The 14,668-nt window shown below is 67.6% G+C and carries 16 protein-coding genes; 10 read left to right on the top strand and 6 right to left on the bottom strand.

The window, feature by feature from the left end; genetic code table 11:
- Position 1 precedes the first annotated feature (1 nt).
- The 5 genes from RKE25_RS07465 to RKE25_RS07445 form a co-directional block, all read right to left on the bottom strand.
- The gene (locus RKE25_RS07465) at positions 2 to 736 is read right to left on the bottom strand and encodes an ABC transporter permease subunit (RefSeq protein WP_311841608.1); all 735 of its coding nucleotides are present in this window, start codon (positions 734 to 736) and stop codon (positions 2 to 4) included.
- Positions 733 to 1,680 (bottom strand): ABC transporter ATP-binding protein, encoded by a 948-nt coding sequence (locus RKE25_RS07460; RefSeq protein WP_311841607.1) that lies wholly within the window; start codon positions 1,678 to 1,680, stop codon positions 733 to 735. The genes RKE25_RS07465 and RKE25_RS07460 overlap by 4 nt, the downstream gene beginning before the upstream one ends.
- Positions 1,681 to 1,849: 169 nt before the next feature.
- The gene (locus RKE25_RS07455; RefSeq protein WP_311841606.1) at positions 1,850 to 3,196 is read right to left on the bottom strand and encodes a polyketide cyclase; all 1,347 of its coding nucleotides are present in this window, start codon (positions 3,194 to 3,196) and stop codon (positions 1,850 to 1,852) included.
- A gap of 225 nt (positions 3,197 to 3,421) precedes the next feature.
- Positions 3,422 to 4,063, bottom strand: coding sequence for a response regulator transcription factor (locus tag RKE25_RS07450; RefSeq protein WP_019464490.1), 642 nt, complete (start codon positions 4,061 to 4,063; stop codon positions 3,422 to 3,424).
- Between the two features lie 133 nt (positions 4,064 to 4,196).
- Positions 4,197 to 5,426 carry a sensor histidine kinase gene (locus RKE25_RS07445; RefSeq protein ID WP_311841605.1) on the bottom strand — a complete coding sequence of 410 codons (1,230 nt, stop codon included), beginning with the start codon at positions 5,424 to 5,426 and terminating at the stop codon, positions 4,197 to 4,199.
- Between the two features lie 216 nt (positions 5,427 to 5,642).
- Between RKE25_RS07445 and RKE25_RS07440 the strand changes: the two genes are divergently transcribed.
- The 5 genes from RKE25_RS07440 (at position 5,643) to RKE25_RS07420 (ending at position 8,833) form a co-directional block, all read left to right on the top strand.
- Positions 5,643 to 6,260, top strand: a complete 618-nt coding sequence (locus RKE25_RS07440) for a GNAT family N-acetyltransferase (RefSeq protein ID WP_311841604.1) — start codon at positions 5,643 to 5,645, stop codon at positions 6,258 to 6,260.
- Positions 6,257 to 7,039: a septum site-determining protein MinC gene (minC, locus tag RKE25_RS07435; protein WP_311841603.1), complete on the top strand. Its 783-nt coding sequence runs from the start codon at positions 6,257 to 6,259 to the stop codon at positions 7,037 to 7,039. The genes RKE25_RS07440 and minC overlap by 4 nt, the downstream gene beginning before the upstream one ends.
- Positions 7,040 to 7,125: 86 nt before the next feature.
- The gene (gene minD / locus RKE25_RS07430) at positions 7,126 to 7,941 is read left to right on the top strand and encodes a septum site-determining protein MinD (RefSeq protein WP_311841602.1); all 816 of its coding nucleotides are present in this window, start codon (positions 7,126 to 7,128) and stop codon (positions 7,939 to 7,941) included.
- Positions 7,942 to 7,946: 5 nt separating this feature from the next.
- On the top strand, positions 7,947 to 8,231 hold the full coding sequence (minE, locus tag RKE25_RS07425) for a cell division topological specificity factor MinE (RefSeq protein ID WP_311841601.1): 285 nt from the start codon (positions 7,947 to 7,949) through the stop codon (positions 8,229 to 8,231).
- 89 nt (positions 8,232 to 8,320) lie between these two features.
- Positions 8,321 to 8,833: a hypothetical protein gene (locus RKE25_RS07420; RefSeq protein WP_311841600.1), complete on the top strand. Its 513-nt coding sequence runs from the start codon at positions 8,321 to 8,323 to the stop codon at positions 8,831 to 8,833.
- Between the two features lie 33 nt (positions 8,834 to 8,866).
- On the opposite strand, the gene RKE25_RS07415 is transcribed toward RKE25_RS07420, so the two are convergent.
- Positions 8,867 to 10,099, bottom strand: coding sequence for a multidrug effflux MFS transporter (locus tag RKE25_RS07415; protein WP_311841599.1), 1,233 nt, complete (start codon positions 10,097 to 10,099; stop codon positions 8,867 to 8,869).
- Between the two features lie 272 nt (positions 10,100 to 10,371).
- Between RKE25_RS07415 and crcB the strand changes: the two genes are divergently transcribed.
- From crcB to RKE25_RS07390, 5 genes are all read left to right on the top strand, one after another.
- Entirely contained in the window at positions 10,372 to 10,758 is a 387-nt protein-coding gene (crcB, locus tag RKE25_RS07410) for a fluoride efflux transporter CrcB (RefSeq protein WP_311841598.1), read from the top strand.
- A 10-nt stretch (positions 10,759 to 10,768) separates the two neighbouring features.
- Positions 10,769 to 11,107 carry a DUF190 domain-containing protein gene (locus RKE25_RS07405; protein ID WP_311841597.1) on the top strand — a complete coding sequence of 113 codons (339 nt, stop codon included), beginning with the start codon at positions 10,769 to 10,771 and terminating at the stop codon, positions 11,105 to 11,107.
- Positions 11,108 to 11,155: 48 nt separating this feature from the next.
- Positions 11,156 to 12,274, top strand: coding sequence for a cyclopropane fatty acyl phospholipid synthase (gene cfa / locus RKE25_RS07400; RefSeq protein ID WP_311841596.1), 1,119 nt, complete (start codon positions 11,156 to 11,158; stop codon positions 12,272 to 12,274).
- A 93-nt stretch (positions 12,275 to 12,367) separates the two neighbouring features.
- Positions 12,368 to 13,411 (top strand): proline iminopeptidase-family hydrolase, encoded by a 1,044-nt coding sequence (locus RKE25_RS07395; protein WP_311841595.1) that lies wholly within the window; start codon positions 12,368 to 12,370, stop codon positions 13,409 to 13,411.
- A gap of 58 nt (positions 13,412 to 13,469) precedes the next feature.
- Positions 13,470 to 14,339 (top strand): TraB/GumN family protein, encoded by an 870-nt coding sequence (locus RKE25_RS07390; protein WP_311841594.1) that lies wholly within the window; start codon positions 13,470 to 13,472, stop codon positions 14,337 to 14,339.
- Positions 14,340 to 14,668: the final 329 nt, after the last annotated feature.

Here is a 14,668-nt window from a genome sequence, read left to right as displayed (position 1 = left end):
TTCAGGGCGTCCGCTTCAGGTCCAGCACCAGCACGCCGGCCGTCAGCCAGGAGGCGATGCAGAGCAGGAAATAGAGCAGGTCGCGCAGATCGAGCACGCCACGCGCGATCGCCTCGAAGTGGCGCAGCAGGCTCAGGTGCGCGACGCCATTGAGTAACTTGCGCGGCATCGAGCCCTGCAGGAAATCCATCACCTGCGGCTGCCCCGCCAGCAGCAGGAGAAAGCACACCACCATGGTAAGGATGAAGGCCACGACCTGGCTCTGCGTGACCGCCGAGAGACAGGCTCCGATGGCGAGGAAGGCGCCGGCCATCAGCCAGCTGCCGACATAGCTGGCCAGGATCACGCCGTTGTCCGGCGAGCCCAGGTAGTTGACGGTGATCCAGACCGGAAGGGTGAGCAGCAGGCCGATGCCCATGAACAGCCATGCGGCGAGAAACTTGCCGAGCATGGCCTGCGCGATGGTCATCGGCAGGCTCAGCAGCAGTTCCAGCGTGCCGCCCTTGGCCTCTTCCGCCCACATGCGCATGGAAACCGCCGGGGCCAGCAGCAGGTACAACCAGGGATGCATGACGAAGAACGGCTGCAGGTCGGCCTGCCCCCGGTCGTAGAAATCGCCCGCATAGAACGTGAGGATGCCGGCCAGCACCAGGAAGATCACCAGGAACACGTAAGCCACGGGCGTCACGAAGTAGCTGCGCAGCTCGCGGCGCGCCACTGCCATCACCGGACTCATGCCCTGCCCTCCGGCGCCGCGTGTGCTTGCCCGGTGGTGATCTGGCGGAACACTTCGTCCAGGCGCCCGCGTTCGAGCTGGATTTCCGAGACCTCCAGGCCTTGCTGGCGCAGTAACGACTCGACCGGTTCGAGAATGCGCTCGCCCGGCCGCGGGAAGACCGTGATGCGACCGTCCAGCGGATCCACCTCGATCGACGCGACCTGCGGGAGCCGGCCGAGCATCTCCTGCGATACGCCGCTTCCGGGCGCGCTGAAGGACACTGCGCCGTGGTAGCGCGAGCGCGCTTCCAGCTCGGCCGGCGTGGCGTCGGCGAGCAGGCGGCCGTTGGCGATGATCACCACGCGGTTGCACAGCGCGTGGACTTCTTCCAGCAGATGCGTGGAGATCAGGATGGTGCGCTCGCGCGCCATCGCGTCGATCAGCTGCCGCACGGCGTGCTTCTGGTTGGGGTCGAGGCCGTCGGTCGGCTCGTCCAGCATCAGTACTGGCGGGTTGTGCACGATGGCCTGTGCCAGGCCCACGCGGCGGCGCAGGCCCTTGGACAAGGTCTCGATACAGGTGTCGAGCACTTCTTCCAATTGCAGATGGCCGACCACGTCCTCGAAGCGCCGATAACCCTGGTCGGCCGGCAACCCGCGCGAGCGCACGATGAAGGTGAGGAATTCGCGCACCGTCAACTCGCCGTAGCTCGGCGCGCCTTCGGGCAGATAGCCGAGCGCGCGCTTCGCCTTCAGCGATGACTTCTGCACGTCATGGCCGCACACCCGCGCCGTGCCCGCGGTCGGACGCAGGAAGCCGGCGATCATGCGCATCACGGTGGACTTGCCCGCACCGTTGGGCCCCAACAATCCGAGCACCTGGCCCGGCTCGGCGCGGAAGCTGAGCGCGTCGACCGCGGTGAGCGGGCCGTAACGCCGGGTGAGCTGTTCGGTTTCGATCATGTCCGGGGCGAAAGGAAAGCAGCAGAGCGGTCGGGTGCGAGCGGCTCGATCCCAAGGAATGTACCCCATCGGACTCGAAAAGTTCGGCCCGCCGCTGCGGCATGCCGAGCTGCACAAAGAAAAAGGCCCTTCGCGAGGAAGGGCCTTTTCGGTACGGCGTTGCTATCGCTTACTGCGCGGCACTGGCGGCGGAGGCCGGCGCGGCGGCGGTACCGGACGAGGCCGGCGCCTGCTGCTCGGTGCCTTCGTCCAGCGACGGCGGCTGCAGGCCGGCTTCCTGTTCCGGCGTCTTCTCCGGCGCATCGCTCAGCGGCAGGTACACGGCGAACTGGGCATAGCTCTTGACCTCGTCGCCTTCCTTCACTTCCGGCTTCACGAGGATGTCGTACGGGCGGCTCACCACTTCGTCGAACTTGTAGCCGTGCGTCTGCGAGTAGGCCTTCAGCATGTCGCGGGTCTGCGGGACGCCGGCGGCGGTGCCGTTCCAGATACCCTTCAGCGCCGGGCCGCCGAACGCGAGCATGCCGCGCACGTCGTTGTCGATGATCAGGCGACCGAAGCGGTCGGTGCTGCCGGGGGTGTTGTCCTGCGCCGGGGCCTGGGCCGTGCTGCTGCTGGCCGGAGCGGTGGTCAGGTCGGGGGCCTTGGCGGCGGCCAGCTCATGGCTCTGGCCGTTGACCGTCAGGCTGGTCGAGCTGATCGGCAGGGCGACGTCGAAGCTGTACGTCTGATCGCCGAAGTTGGTGGTGTAGATGATGCGCGGACCGGTCACGGTCACGCCCAGCTTCTTGGCGGCGGCCTGGATCTGGGCCTCGGCCTTGTCGGTCGCTTCGTTCAGCGCCTCGAGGCCGCCCTTGCGCTCGATCGAGCTGGACACCAGCAGCACCGGCGTCGGCTGGGTCTGCTCGATGTACGGGATGAGCTTGCTGTAGTCGATGTTCTGCACCGAGGCCAGCACGTTCTGCAGATCCGTCAGGCTGAACTGGATGAACGCATCCGGATCGCCGTGGATGTACAGGTTGGAGTAGCGGTCGATCAGGTTGAAGCCGTAGGCCACGTCATACGACCAGGTGATCTTGGTCAGCTGGCCGCGGCTGCCCTGGCGCTCGAGATCGAGCGTGAAGTGCTTGTCCTGGCCGCGCCAGTCGTTGTCCACGTTCCAGACGATCTTGGCCTGCTTCGCGGTGGAGTCGACCTTGTCGAAGGTCGGCTCGGCGGTGGCAACGGTCAGCTTGCCCTTGCCCACCTTGTCGTCGTTGCTGTTCCAGCTGATCTCGGCACCCGGGCCATAGGCCTTGCCGGACTGCGTGAACTGGGTATTGCGGTCGTACTTGCGCTGCACCGTGTAATCGGGGAAGCGGCGGAAATTGGCGAGCACGTCGTACACCTGACGCATGTCCTTGCCGACCACCAGCGACCTCTCCACATGGCCACTGCCAGGCATGATCACGCCCACGACCACGCCGACGACGGCGACGATGATCAAGGCAACAATGAATTCAAGAACACGCATCATTCCAGGGCTCTCCGAACATCTCTCTTGGCGGCACGAGTGCGTCGCCGGAGACCGGTCCGCCACGGGGATGCGCTCCCTTTAAGAAGGCCGAAGGAATCGCATCGTGACAGGGGTCGGCCAGCGCCGAAGCCACCGATGGTACCGGTTCACGGCCTGGAACGCTATCCGCCCCGAAAGGCGCCCCGGAAGGCCCCGGACCGGGGCTTCCGGCGCGAAGGAAAGGCCTTAGACAATGCCCAGCTCGAGGGCCTTGAGCACGGCACGGGTGCGGTCGCGCACGCCGAGCTTGGAGAGGATGTTGGACACGTGGTTCTTCACGGTGCCCTCCGCCACCTTCAACGAGTTGGCGATTTCCTTGTTGCTGTAGCCGCCCGACAGCAGTCGCAGGATTTCGGTCTCGCGCTCGGTCAGCGGATCGGGCTGCTCGAGGCTGGTGAACTGGTTCTGCATCCGGCCGACCCCGGCGAGCAGGCGCTGGGTCACCATCGGCGCCACCAGCGAGCCGCCGGCGGCGACGGTGCGCACGGCCTCGACCAGCTGTTCCAGGGAGACGTCCTTGAGCAGATAGCCGCGGGCGCCGGCCTTCAGGCCCTGGAGCACCAGCTGGTCGTCGTCGAACGTGGTCAGGATGATGGTGGGCGGCAACTCGTTGCGCGCCGACAGGGCCTGCAGCACTTCCAGCCCGCTCATGTTGGGCATGCGCAGGTCCAGCAGCACCACGTCGGGCTTGACGCGGGGAATGTCCTGCACGGCCTGTGCGCCGTCGGCGCATTCGGCCACTACGCGGATGTCCTCAGCCAGATCCAGCAGCGAGCGGACGCCCTGGCGCACCAGGTTCTGGTCGTCGACAAGACACACGGAAATCATCGCGGTTCCTCGGAGCGATTGCGTCCCCCGGCGCCATCGCCGGGAACGACGGTAGACGTTCTTGATAGAGCGGCTGCACGGCCATCCGGGCCGGCCGCCCATTCTGGCACGGGCGCGGGGCGGCGGAGCGGACTCACGACACGCTCAGCGCGGGCGGCTCGAAGCGGGTGGGCGCGTGCGCCAAGGCCGACGCTTCGCCCAGCGGCAGGCTCACGTTGAGGGCAAAGCCCTGGCCCGCGGCGGTATCCACGTTCACCGTGCCGCCGAATTCCGCCAGGCGCTCGCGCATGCCCGAGAGGCCATTGCCGGGGCGGAACTGGTCGGCGCCACGGCCGTCGTCGCGCGCGTGCAACTCCAGCAGGCCGGCCTCGTCGTAGGCGAAGGTGAGCCACAGGTTGCGCGCGCCGGCATGCCGCGCCGTGTTCGTGATGATTTCCTGAGCGCAGCGCAGCAGCACCTGGGCCCGCCGTGGATCCTCCACGCTGAAGCGCGGCGGCGTTTCCACATGCACCTTCAGCCCCGGCACGCCCTCGACCAGGCTGCGCAAGGCCTGGGTCAGGTCGATGGCGTCGTCCTGGCGCAGCTCGCTGACTACTTCGCGCACGTCGCGCAGCAGGTGCTTCGCGGTGGCTTGCGCCTTGAGCACGTGCTCGGCCGCGGCCGGGTTGCTCAGATGGCTGGCCACCTCGAGGTTCAGCGTGAGCGCGGTGAGGTGATGGCCCACCAGGTCGTGCAGGTCGCGCGCGATGCGCATGCGCTCGGCGATGCGGGTGGACTCGGCCAGCAGGGCGCGGGTCGCGCGCAGCTCGGAGTTGAGCCGGCGCTGCACCTCGCGCTCCTCAGCCTGCAGGTTGGCGATCATCGAGGTGAAGTACACCAGCGCGGAAATGGCCAGGTACATGCAGACCTGTAGCACTGCCTGGATCAGCGTCCACTCCCGGTAGTTGGCGATGATGGGGATCAGCATCAGGTTCTGGAACAGCATCCACACCAGCCCCATCCCTGCCGGCAGCTGCCACGGCAGCACCACCGCGATCACCAGCATCAGCATGGCCGACAGGCCGCTCTGGCTGAACCAGCCCATGGCGATCGCCGAGCAGGTCAGGACCGTCAGCCCGATCAGCCGGCTGACGGTGGGCAGCCCGTCCTGCCGGTTCAGGGTCGAACGGCGGGTCAGCAGGACGTAGGTCACCCCGAAGGTGAGGTAGGAGAAGATCCAGCCGGATATGTTCGGGTTGCTCCACCAGGAACTGACGCGCGCCAGGCTCCAGCTGCCGGGCAGCAGGGGCAGCGCGACGCACAGGTACGTGGTCAGGCCGGCGTAGCGCAGCAGCCGGATGTGGTTGATGTTGGACCATGCCATGTGCGCCATCATCGGCCCGAGGGCACCGTGGTGCAATGCGCGAGAAGTCATTGAGCACCCCCTGCCGAAAGCCATGCCGCCGGGCGCTTTACAAAGGTTTTACATGGTGCGCCGTGATATGTCCGACCCCTGCCCGCATGCCATAATGCGCCCCGTCACGCGGGGCCGCCGTCAGCCGGTCTGCCAGATTCTCGAAACATCACTGCGGAGCAACGAATGGCCCTTGCCATCCGCGACGTGCGCGAGCACGACCTGGATGCCGTACTGGCGCTCAACAACGCCGCCGGGCGCATCATCCTCGCCCTGGACGCCGGGCAACTGCGCTACTTCTACGAGCACGCCGACTATTTCCGCGTCGCCGAGATCGACGGCCACATCGCCGGTTTCCTCATCGCGCTGCGCGAACGCGGCGATTACGCCAGCCCTAATTACCAATGGTTCGGCGAGCGCTACGCGCAGTTCGTCTATATCGACCGCATCGTCATCGCCAACACCTACCGCCGCCATGGCCTGGGTCGCATCTTCTATTGCGACGTCACCAGCTACGCCGAGGTGCGCGCCCCGCTGCTGACCTGCGAAGTGTTCCTGGAGCCGCGGGACGACAAGGTGCTGCTGTTCCACGGCACCTACGGCTTCCAGGAAGTCGGCCAGCAACGCATGGGCGAATCCGGTCCGCAGGTCAGCCTGCTGGCCAAGGAACTGCCCAGCTACCCGTACGTGCTCGAGACCTACCTGGAGCGCGGCGGCCTGCCCGACGTGCCGTGGCTGGCCGAGCGCCCCCGGCCCTCCCATAACAACGACAAGCGTCGCCTCGCCGGAGAGCGGCGCCCATGAATGCCCGAATGGATACCACTGATGTCTGCGACCTGCGCTTCGGCCAGGTCGGTATCGCCAGCGTGCGTGTGCGCCGTGCCGACGCCGCCGCCCTCTACGACGAGCTCGAGCGCCGCGTGCGCACCGCTCCGCAGCTGTTTTCCCGGGCCGCGGTGATCCTGGACCTGAGCCACCTGCTCGACCTGCCCGACGACGGCACGGTCGACGCCCTGCTGGAGGCCGTGCGCAGCGCCGGCATGCTTCCGGTGGGTTTCGCCTACGGCACCAGCGAGACCGAAGCGCTGTCGCGCCGCATGGGCCTGCCGCTGATCGCCAAGTTCCGGGCCGCCTACGAACCCGCCGACGGCGGGAGCGTCGCACCGCCCGCCGCCGCGCCGGCTCCTGCGCCCGCACCCGCCCCGGCACCGGCGCCTGCCCCGCGCGAACCGGCCGCCGCGGCCGAGGCTGCGCCGATGGGCGGCCAGTACCATGACGGCACGGTACGTTCGGGCCAGCAGATCTATGCGCGCGACCGCGACCTGATCGTCACCGGCGGCGTCGCCAACGGCGCGGAGGTGATCGCCGACGGCAGCATCCACATCTACGGCGGCCTGCGCGGCCGCGCGATGGCGGGTGCGCAGGGCGACACCAAGGCGCGCATCTACGTCTCCGACTTCCGCGCGGAGCTGGTGGCCATCGCCGGTCACTACCGCGTGTTTGAACAGTTGCCGAAGGACCTCGAGGGCCAGGCTGTGCAATGCTGGCTCGACGGGGAAAAATTGCTGATCGCGAAACTTTGACGCGGATTCGTCCAGCTGCAACGATCGCTGTCGCTACACCACTAATCGCAACACCATTACAAGAACATATTCTGGGAGATGAGCCCTTGACTGCTGAGATCATCGTTGTCACCTCGGGCAAAGGTGGCGTGGGCAAGACCACGACCAGCGCCTCGCTCGCCACCGGCCTGGCCATCCAGGGCAAGAAGGTCGCCGTGATCGACTTCGACGTCGGCCTGCGCAACCTCGACCTGATCATGGGCTGCGAGCGCCGCGTGGTGTACGACTTCGTCAACGTCGTGCACGGCGAAGCCACGCTGAAGCAGGCCCTGATCAAGGACAAGCGCTACGAGAACCTCTACGTGCTGGCCGCCAGCCAGACGCGCGACAAGGACGCGCTGACCCAGGAGGGCGTGGAAAAGGTGCTCCAGGGCCTGTCCGAGGAAGGCTTCGACTACGTCGTCTGCGATTCGCCCGCCGGCATCGAGAAGGGCGCGCACCTGGCCATGTACTTCGCCGACCACGCCGTCGTGGTGGTCAACCCGGAGGTGTCGTCGGTGCGCGACTCCGACCGCATCCTGGGCCTGCTTTCCAGCAAGACCCGGCGCGCCGAAAAGGGCGACGGCGCGATCAAGCAGCATCTGCTGCTGACCCGCTACAACCCGGCACGCGTCGCGGTGGGCGAAATGCTCAGCGTGAAGGACGTGGAGGAAATCCTCGGCATCTCGGTGGTCGGCGTCATCCCGGAATCGGAAAACGTGCTGGCCGCCTCCAACTCGGGCGTGCCGGTGATCCTCGACGAGAACTCGCACGCGGGCCAGGCGTACAGCGACACCGTGGCCCGCCTCCTTGGCGAAGAGCGCCCGCTGCGCTTCCTCGAAGTGCAGAAGAAGGGCTTCTTCCAGCGCGTATTCGGAGGCTGAACGCGATGGGTATTCTTGATTTCCTGAAGCGCAGGCCGGAGCCGACCGCGGTCGTGGCCAAGGAGCGCCTGCGCATCATCGTGGCGCAGGAGCGTTCCACCCGCGGAGCGCCCGACTACCTGCCGCTGCTGCGCAACGAGCTGCTCGAAGTGATCAAGAAATACGTCCACGTGGACGTCGACGCGATCAGCATCAACCTTGAACGCGACAGCGGCCACGAGGTGCTGGAACTCTCCGTGGCCCTGCCGGAAAACGACAAACCCGGATCGACCGCACCGGTCGCCGGCTGAGCGGTGGCGGGCCCCGGGCCCGCCATCTTTCTTCTTCCGCCGCGTCCTGGCCGACGCGCGCGGGCAAGTCGTCCGAAGCGCCGCCTCTCATGCAAGCATCTCCTGCGTCCCTCCCCTCCGGCTCCGTGCTGCGTCTGGCCGACATCGCGGAGGACGCCGCGCGCGCGCTGCTCGCCCGCTATGGCCTGGCGCTGGAGCGGGTGCCCGACGGACAGCCCATTCCCGGCAGCTTCTGGGGCGACGACGAAGCCGGCATCATCGGCGCCATCGTCCATGCGCGCGGCGATACGCCAGTGCATTCGCTGCTGCACGAGGCCGGGCATCTGATCGTGCTGCCGGCGGAACGCCGTGCCCAGGTGCATACGGACGCCACCGATTCCATCGAAGAGGAAGACGCCACCTGCTACTTGCAGATCGTCCTCGCCGACGAGCTGCCGGGCGTGGGCCGTGCCCGTCTGATGGCCGACATGGACGCCTGGGGCTACAGCTTCCGGCTCGGCTCGACGGCAGCGTGGTTCGCGGCGGATGCGGAAAACGCGCGGCAATGGCTCATCGAGCACCGCCTGCTCGACGAGCAGGGCCGCCCGGTGTTTCCGTCCTGACGCCGCGCCGCGACATCGCCGCGGAACGGAAGGCTAGGCCGCCTGCCCGGTCGCGGCCGGAATGACCGGCCGCTCGACGATGCGGCGATACCACCGCCACGAGACCCAGCCCACCACGGTCAGCGCGGAAGCCCCCAAGGCCAGATAGAGCATCCGGTCTGCCAGCAGCGGCGAGAGCACGCCGGCCACCACGCTGCACAGCAGGAGGCTGGAGAACGCCTGCACGGAGGACGCTCCGCCGCGGTGATGCGGAAACCGGTCCAGCAGCAGCAACGTCAGCGTGGGAAACGCCAGCTGCACGCCGATGCCGTGCACGATCAGCGGCAGCATCGACCATGGCAGCATGGGCCGCGGCAATACGAGCGCCACCACCAGGTGCAGCGTGCAGGCCGCGAGCATCGCCATGTAGCCCAGGTTGACCGTATAGGCCTGGCTGCGCCGCACGGCGAGCCGCCCGGAAAGCCACGCGCCGCCCATCAGTCCGGCCACCACCGGCAGGAACAGCCAGGGAAACCCCTGCGCGGACAGATGCAGCAGGTCGCGGACAATGTGCGGCGCCGAGGCGATGTACAGGAACAGCCCCGCGAAGTTCACCGAGCAGGACACCAGCAGCGGCCGGAACGGGCGGTCGCGCCCGAAGCCGGCATACCCGGCCAGCAACTCGCGCGGCGCGAAGCGCGTGCGCGCTTCCGGCGGATGGCTTTCGCGCAGCAGCAGCACCAGCGCCGTGGCCAGCACCGCGGTGAACCCCATCAGCACCCAGAAAATGCCGTGCCAGCCGCCGAGGAACAGCATCTGCGCACCCACCATGGGCGCAATCACCGGCGCGACGCTGAAGATCATCATCACCCGCGACATCAACTGCTGCGCGGCGGCGCCTTCGTAGCAGTCGCGCACGATCGCGCGCCCCACCACCAGCCCCGCGCCCGCGCACATGCCCTGCAGCGCGCGGCAGGCCAGCAGCATCGGATAGGACGTCGCCAACGCGGCCCCCGCCGAGGCCAGGGCATAGACCGCGATACCGGTCACCAGCACAGGCTTGCGCCCCACCGCGTCCGAGATCGCGCCGTGGAACAGGCTCATCGCCGCATAGGTCAGCAGGTACACGCTGATCATCTGCTGCAGTTGCGCGCTCTCCACGCCGAATTGCGCGCCGATCAATGGGAACGCTGGGAACACCGCATCGATGGAGAACGGACCGATCATCGACAGGCCGGCGAGCAGCACCGGCAGGCTGCGCTGCACGGAACGTGGGGTGGCGTTCATGGCGGAAGTCGGGGGCTGCGCGTGGCCAGCGAGTATACGGGGGGCCGCGCGGACCCGGCATGGCCTTGACGTCACGTGCCGGTTGGCGCGGGCGGACCGGCTTCGCTAGCATGTCGCCGCACAGGGAGATGGCATGCCTCCCGTCCCGCGCTCGCGCGGGCGAACCGCGCCGGGGCCCGCCGGGCCCGGCGCCGATGATGCCTGCTCACCGGCCCGTCCGGAGTGCAGGCTCGTGCCTGTTCCGGGGGCCAGCCCTTAGGAGACATTGCATCGTGGGCTATACCGGATTCCTGGTCATCGGCATCGGCGGCGCGCTCGGCTGCTGGCTGCGCTGGATGCTTGGCGTGCTGCTCAACCCCCTGTTCCCCACCCTGCCCCTCGGCACGCTCGCGGCCAACCTGCTCGGCGGGTTCCTCATGGGCATCGTGCTGGGCGTGTTCGACCACTACCAGACCTTGCCCCCGGAACTGCGCCTGTTCGTGGCCACCGGCTTCCTGGGCGGACTGACCACGTTCTCCACGTTTTCGGCCGAGGCGACGACCTTGCTGCTGCGCCAGCAGTACCTGTGGTTCGCCGGGCACGTCGTGGTCCACCTGGCCGGCTCCATCACGATGACCATCGCCGGCATCGCCATGGCCCGGCTCCTGCTGCGCGGCTGAGGAAGACGCCATGAGCCAGAACACCGTTCGCCCGGGACGCCTGCTCGCCTTCTACTGCCACCAGTGCGCGCGCCACGACGGCGAACTGGTCTACGAGTGGCTGCTGGAACTGGCCAAAGGCCAGGGCATCGGCGGCGGCTCCGCCTTCCGCGCGATCGCCGGCTATGGACGCCACGGCGTACTGCACGAGGAACAATTCTTCGAGCTGGCCGACGATCTGCCGGTCAAAGTCGAATTCCTGCTGGACGATGCGCAGGCCGACATGCTCCTGGCCGCGGTGCGCGCGGCGGGCGTCGACGTGGTCTATGCATTCGTGCCGGCAGGCTTCGAGGTCCTCGGCCGACGCTGAGGCACAGCTATTCCAACGCAGGCTTTTCAACGGCATCTAGGGGCACGCATGAGTCGGGATTCGCTGAAGCAACGCGCCACCACCCTGCTGGAACACGCCGGCATCCACCTCGACGGCGATGCGCCCACCGATCTGCGCGTACACGACGACAACCTCTACGCCCGCGTGTTCGCCCACGGCTCGCTCGGCCTGGGCGAGGCCTACATGGACGGCTGGTGGGATGCGGACGACCTGCCCGGCATGTTCACCCTCCTGCTGCGTTCGCACGTGGACCAGGAACTGAAGACACTGGACACGCTGCTCGCGCACCTGAAGGCGCGCTTCATCAATCTCCAGCGCGGCGAGCACGCCTACGAGATCGGCCGCGCGCACTACGACCTCGGCAACGACCTGTTCGAGGCCATGCTCGGCAAGCGGCTGGTCTATTCCTGCGGCTACTGGGCGCAGGCGGACAACCTCGACGACGCGCAGGAGGCCAAGCTCGACCTGGTCTGCCGCAAGCTGCGCCTGCAGCCGGGGCAACGCGTGCTGGACATCGGCTGCGGCTGGGGCGAAGCGCTCAAGTTCGCGGCCGAACGCTACGGCGTGCAAGGCGTAGGAATCACGGTCTCGCAGGAGCAGGCCGAGTTCGCGCGCGAACTGTGCGCGGGCCTCCCGGTGGAGATCCGCCTGCAGGACTACCGCGAACTCGACGAACGCTTCGACGCGGTCTTTTCGATCGGCATGTTCGAGCACGTCGGCGCGCTCAACTACCGCACCTATTTCCAGGTGGCCCGTCGCTGCCTGGGGCCGGACGGCCTGTTCCTGCTGCATTCGATCGGCAGCAACGGTGCCCCGTCCCGCCCGGATCCGTGGATCGAGAAATACATCTTCCCCAATTCGATGATCCCTTCGGCGCAGCAGGTGGCCGAGGCGTTGCAGGATCAGTTCGTGGTGGAGGACTGGCACAACTTCGGCACCGACTACGACCGCACGCTGATGGCCTGGCGCGCGAATTTCGACGCGGCCTGGCCGCGGCTGTCCGAGCGCTACGACGATCGCTTCCGCCGCATGTGGCATTTCTACCTGTCGGTATCGGCCGCCGTGTTCCGCAGCCGCCGCGACCAGCTCTGGCAGCTGACGCTCAGCCCTGAGGGCGTGCCGGGCGGCTACCGCGTGCCTCGCTGAGGCAACATGGGCCAAGTGCCGCCTTACCGTCGTGCTTGCCGCTACGCGGCCGGCGCGGGATAGTGCGCGCACCATCCGGCGCGGGGAGACGCCATGAAGCGCACACTGGCCATCCTGCTCAGCCTGCTGGCGCTCTGCGCCGCCGGTTTCGCCAGCGCCGCCGACGCACCCTCGCGGCCGACCTCCTACTTCGACAACAGCGGCCGCGACGACGTGCTGAGCGGCGGCGTGAAGACCATCGAGATCGACACGCCCAAGGGCAAGTTCCGCGTGTGGACCAAGCGCGTGGGCAACAATCCGAAGCTGAAACTGCTACTCCTGCACGGCGGCCCGGGCGTGACGCACGAGTATTTCGAGGCCTTCGACAGTTTCCTGCCCGCCGCGGGCGTCGAGTACTACTACTACGACCAGCTCGGGTCGGCCTACAGCGACCAGCCCAAGGACGATGCGCTGTGGACCACCGAACGCTTCGTGGAGGAAGTGGAACAGGTGCGCCAGGCCCTGCACCTGGACAAGGACAACTTCTGCCTGCTCGGCCATTCCTGGGGCGGCATCCTCGCGATGGAGTACGCGCTCAAGTACCAGCAGCACCTCAAGTGCCTGGTGATCTCCAACATGATGGACTCGATCCCCGCCTACAACGCCTACGCGAAGAAGGTGCTGGAGCCCGCGATGGATCCGAAGCTGCTGGCCGAGGCCAAGCAGCTCGAAGCCAGCGGCCGCACGGCCGATCCGCGCTACATGCAGATCCTCACGCCGATGCACTACGAACAGCACGTACTGCGCATGCCGCAGGCGCAATGGCCGGACCCGGTGCTGCGCGCCTTCGCACACGAGAACGAACACATCTACACGCTGATGCAGGGCCCCAGCGAGCTGGGCGCCAGCGGCAGGCTGGAGCACTGGGACCGCAGCGCCGACCTGCACGCGATCAAGGTGCCCACCCTGGTGATCGGCGCGCAGTACGACACCATGGACCCGGCCTACATGGCGGCCATGGCGAAGAAACTGCCGCAGGGTCGCTTCCTGCTCTGCCCCAAAGGCAGCCACCTGGCGATGTACGATGACCAGCGCACCTACTTCGACGGACTGATCCGCTTCCTGCACAACGTCGAAGCCGGGCGCACCGCCCACTGATCGCTTCCGCCACGGGCTTTCCCCGGCCCGTGGCCAGCCACCTCCCGGAGTCTCCGCGTTGAAGCCGTTCCGCCGTATCTGCGCGCTGCTCGTCCTGAGCCTGCTGCTCGCCGCCCCCGCCTTCGCGACACCCGCGCTCTGGGTCGCGCGGAAAGACCAGGCCACGGTCTACCTGTTCGGCACCGTCCACCTGCTGCCGTCGGACACCAACTGGTCCTCGCAGGCGCTGGACCGCGCGCTCGAGGCCAGCGGCACGCTGCTGATCGAGCTGGTGGACGACAACCCCGCCAACATGCAGGCGCTGGTGCTCAAGTACGGCCTCGATCCGGCGCATCCGCTTTCCGCCAAGCTGTCGCCGCGCGACCGCAACCGGCTCGAACGCGCCGCGAACGAGGCCGAACTCCCCGGCGGCGCCGCGACGCTCCAGCCAATGCGCCCCTGGCTCGCCGCGGTCACCCTGGCGATGACCCCGCTGGTCCGTGCCGGCATGGACCCTGCACAAGGCGTGGACCGAACCTTGCGCGCCCGCATGGAGAAAGCCGGCAAGGCCGTCCAGGGCCTGGAAACCGCCGAGCAGCAACTGCGCATGCTCGCCGACATGCCCGAATCCATGCAGCTGTCCTTCCTCCGCCAGAGCCTGGACGAAGTCGCCGAAGGCCCTGCCCGCCTGCGCGAACTGATCGACGCCTGGCGCCGCGGCGACACCGACACCATCGCCCGCATCGAAGACGAAGACCTCCGCAAAGACACCCCCGAGCTCTACGACCGCATGCTCGTCCAGCGCAACCAGGCCTGGGCCAAGGCCATCGCCGAACGCATGCACCAGCCAGGCACCACCTTCGTCGCCGTCGGCGCCGGACATCTCGCCGGGCCGGATAGTTTGCAGAAGCAGTTGGAGAAGCTGGGGGTTGAGGTGAAGCGTGAGTGAGGTTGAAGGCTGCGCGCCGTAGGTCCCCTCATCCCGCCTTCTCCCCGGAGGGGAGAAGGAGAAGTGCGGTACCGCGGCAAGCAGCCAAAACATAACGAGAGCGAGGGCGCAGCCCGATGCTCCGTGTCGCTCTTGATCTCCCGGGTTCCCTTCGCGGCGGTGAGGGCTGGACGATCAGGCCGCCGCAGGCGGGCGGGGACAGGACGTCCCCGCCTTTTCGATTCGGGCATGGATGCCCTGTCGAAAAGCCCGGCCAGCCCTCAACGCACCCGGAGCAGCGCAGGCTGCGGAGGGCGCCGCGCAGGGGGCCCTTCTTCTTGGTTACTTCT

It is taken from the genome of Dyella sp. BiH032 (genome assembly GCF_031954525.1).
Classification (GTDB): domain Bacteria; phylum Pseudomonadota; class Gammaproteobacteria; order Xanthomonadales; family Rhodanobacteraceae; genus Dyella_D.
This window is presented reverse-complemented; position numbering and strand designations above follow the sequence as displayed.

Coding starts and splice junctions, on each gene's coding strand:
- RKE25_RS07465 (WP_311841608.1), bottom strand. CDS start 736: ATGAGTCCGGTGATGGCAGTGGCGCGCCGCGAGCTGCGCAGCTACTTC.
- RKE25_RS07460 (WP_311841607.1), bottom strand. CDS start 1,680: ATGATCGAAACCGAACAGCTCACCCGGCGTTACGGCCCGCTCACCGCG.
- RKE25_RS07455 (WP_311841606.1), bottom strand. CDS start 3,196: ATGATGCGTGTTCTTGAATTCATTGTTGCCTTGATCATCGTCGCCGTC.
- RKE25_RS07450 (WP_019464490.1), bottom strand. CDS start 4,063: ATGATTTCCGTGTGTCTTGTCGACGACCAGAACCTGGTGCGCCAGGGC.
- RKE25_RS07445 (WP_311841605.1), bottom strand. CDS start 5,426: ATGGCATGGTCCAACATCAACCACATCCGGCTGCTGCGCTACGCCGGC.
- RKE25_RS07440 (WP_311841604.1), top strand. CDS start 5,643: ATGGCCCTTGCCATCCGCGACGTGCGCGAGCACGACCTGGATGCCGTA.
- minC (WP_311841603.1), top strand. CDS start 6,257: ATGAATGCCCGAATGGATACCACTGATGTCTGCGACCTGCGCTTCGGC.
- minE (WP_311841601.1), top strand. CDS start 7,947: ATGGGTATTCTTGATTTCCTGAAGCGCAGGCCGGAGCCGACCGCGGTC.
- RKE25_RS07420 (WP_311841600.1), top strand. CDS start 8,321: ATGCAAGCATCTCCTGCGTCCCTCCCCTCCGGCTCCGTGCTGCGTCTG.
- RKE25_RS07415 (WP_311841599.1), bottom strand. CDS start 10,099: ATGAACGCCACCCCACGTTCCGTGCAGCGCAGCCTGCCGGTGCTGCTC.
- RKE25_RS07405 (WP_311841597.1), top strand. CDS start 10,769: ATGAGCCAGAACACCGTTCGCCCGGGACGCCTGCTCGCCTTCTACTGC.
- cfa (WP_311841596.1), top strand. CDS start 11,156: ATGAGTCGGGATTCGCTGAAGCAACGCGCCACCACCCTGCTGGAACAC.
- RKE25_RS07395 (WP_311841595.1), top strand. CDS start 12,368: ATGAAGCGCACACTGGCCATCCTGCTCAGCCTGCTGGCGCTCTGCGCC.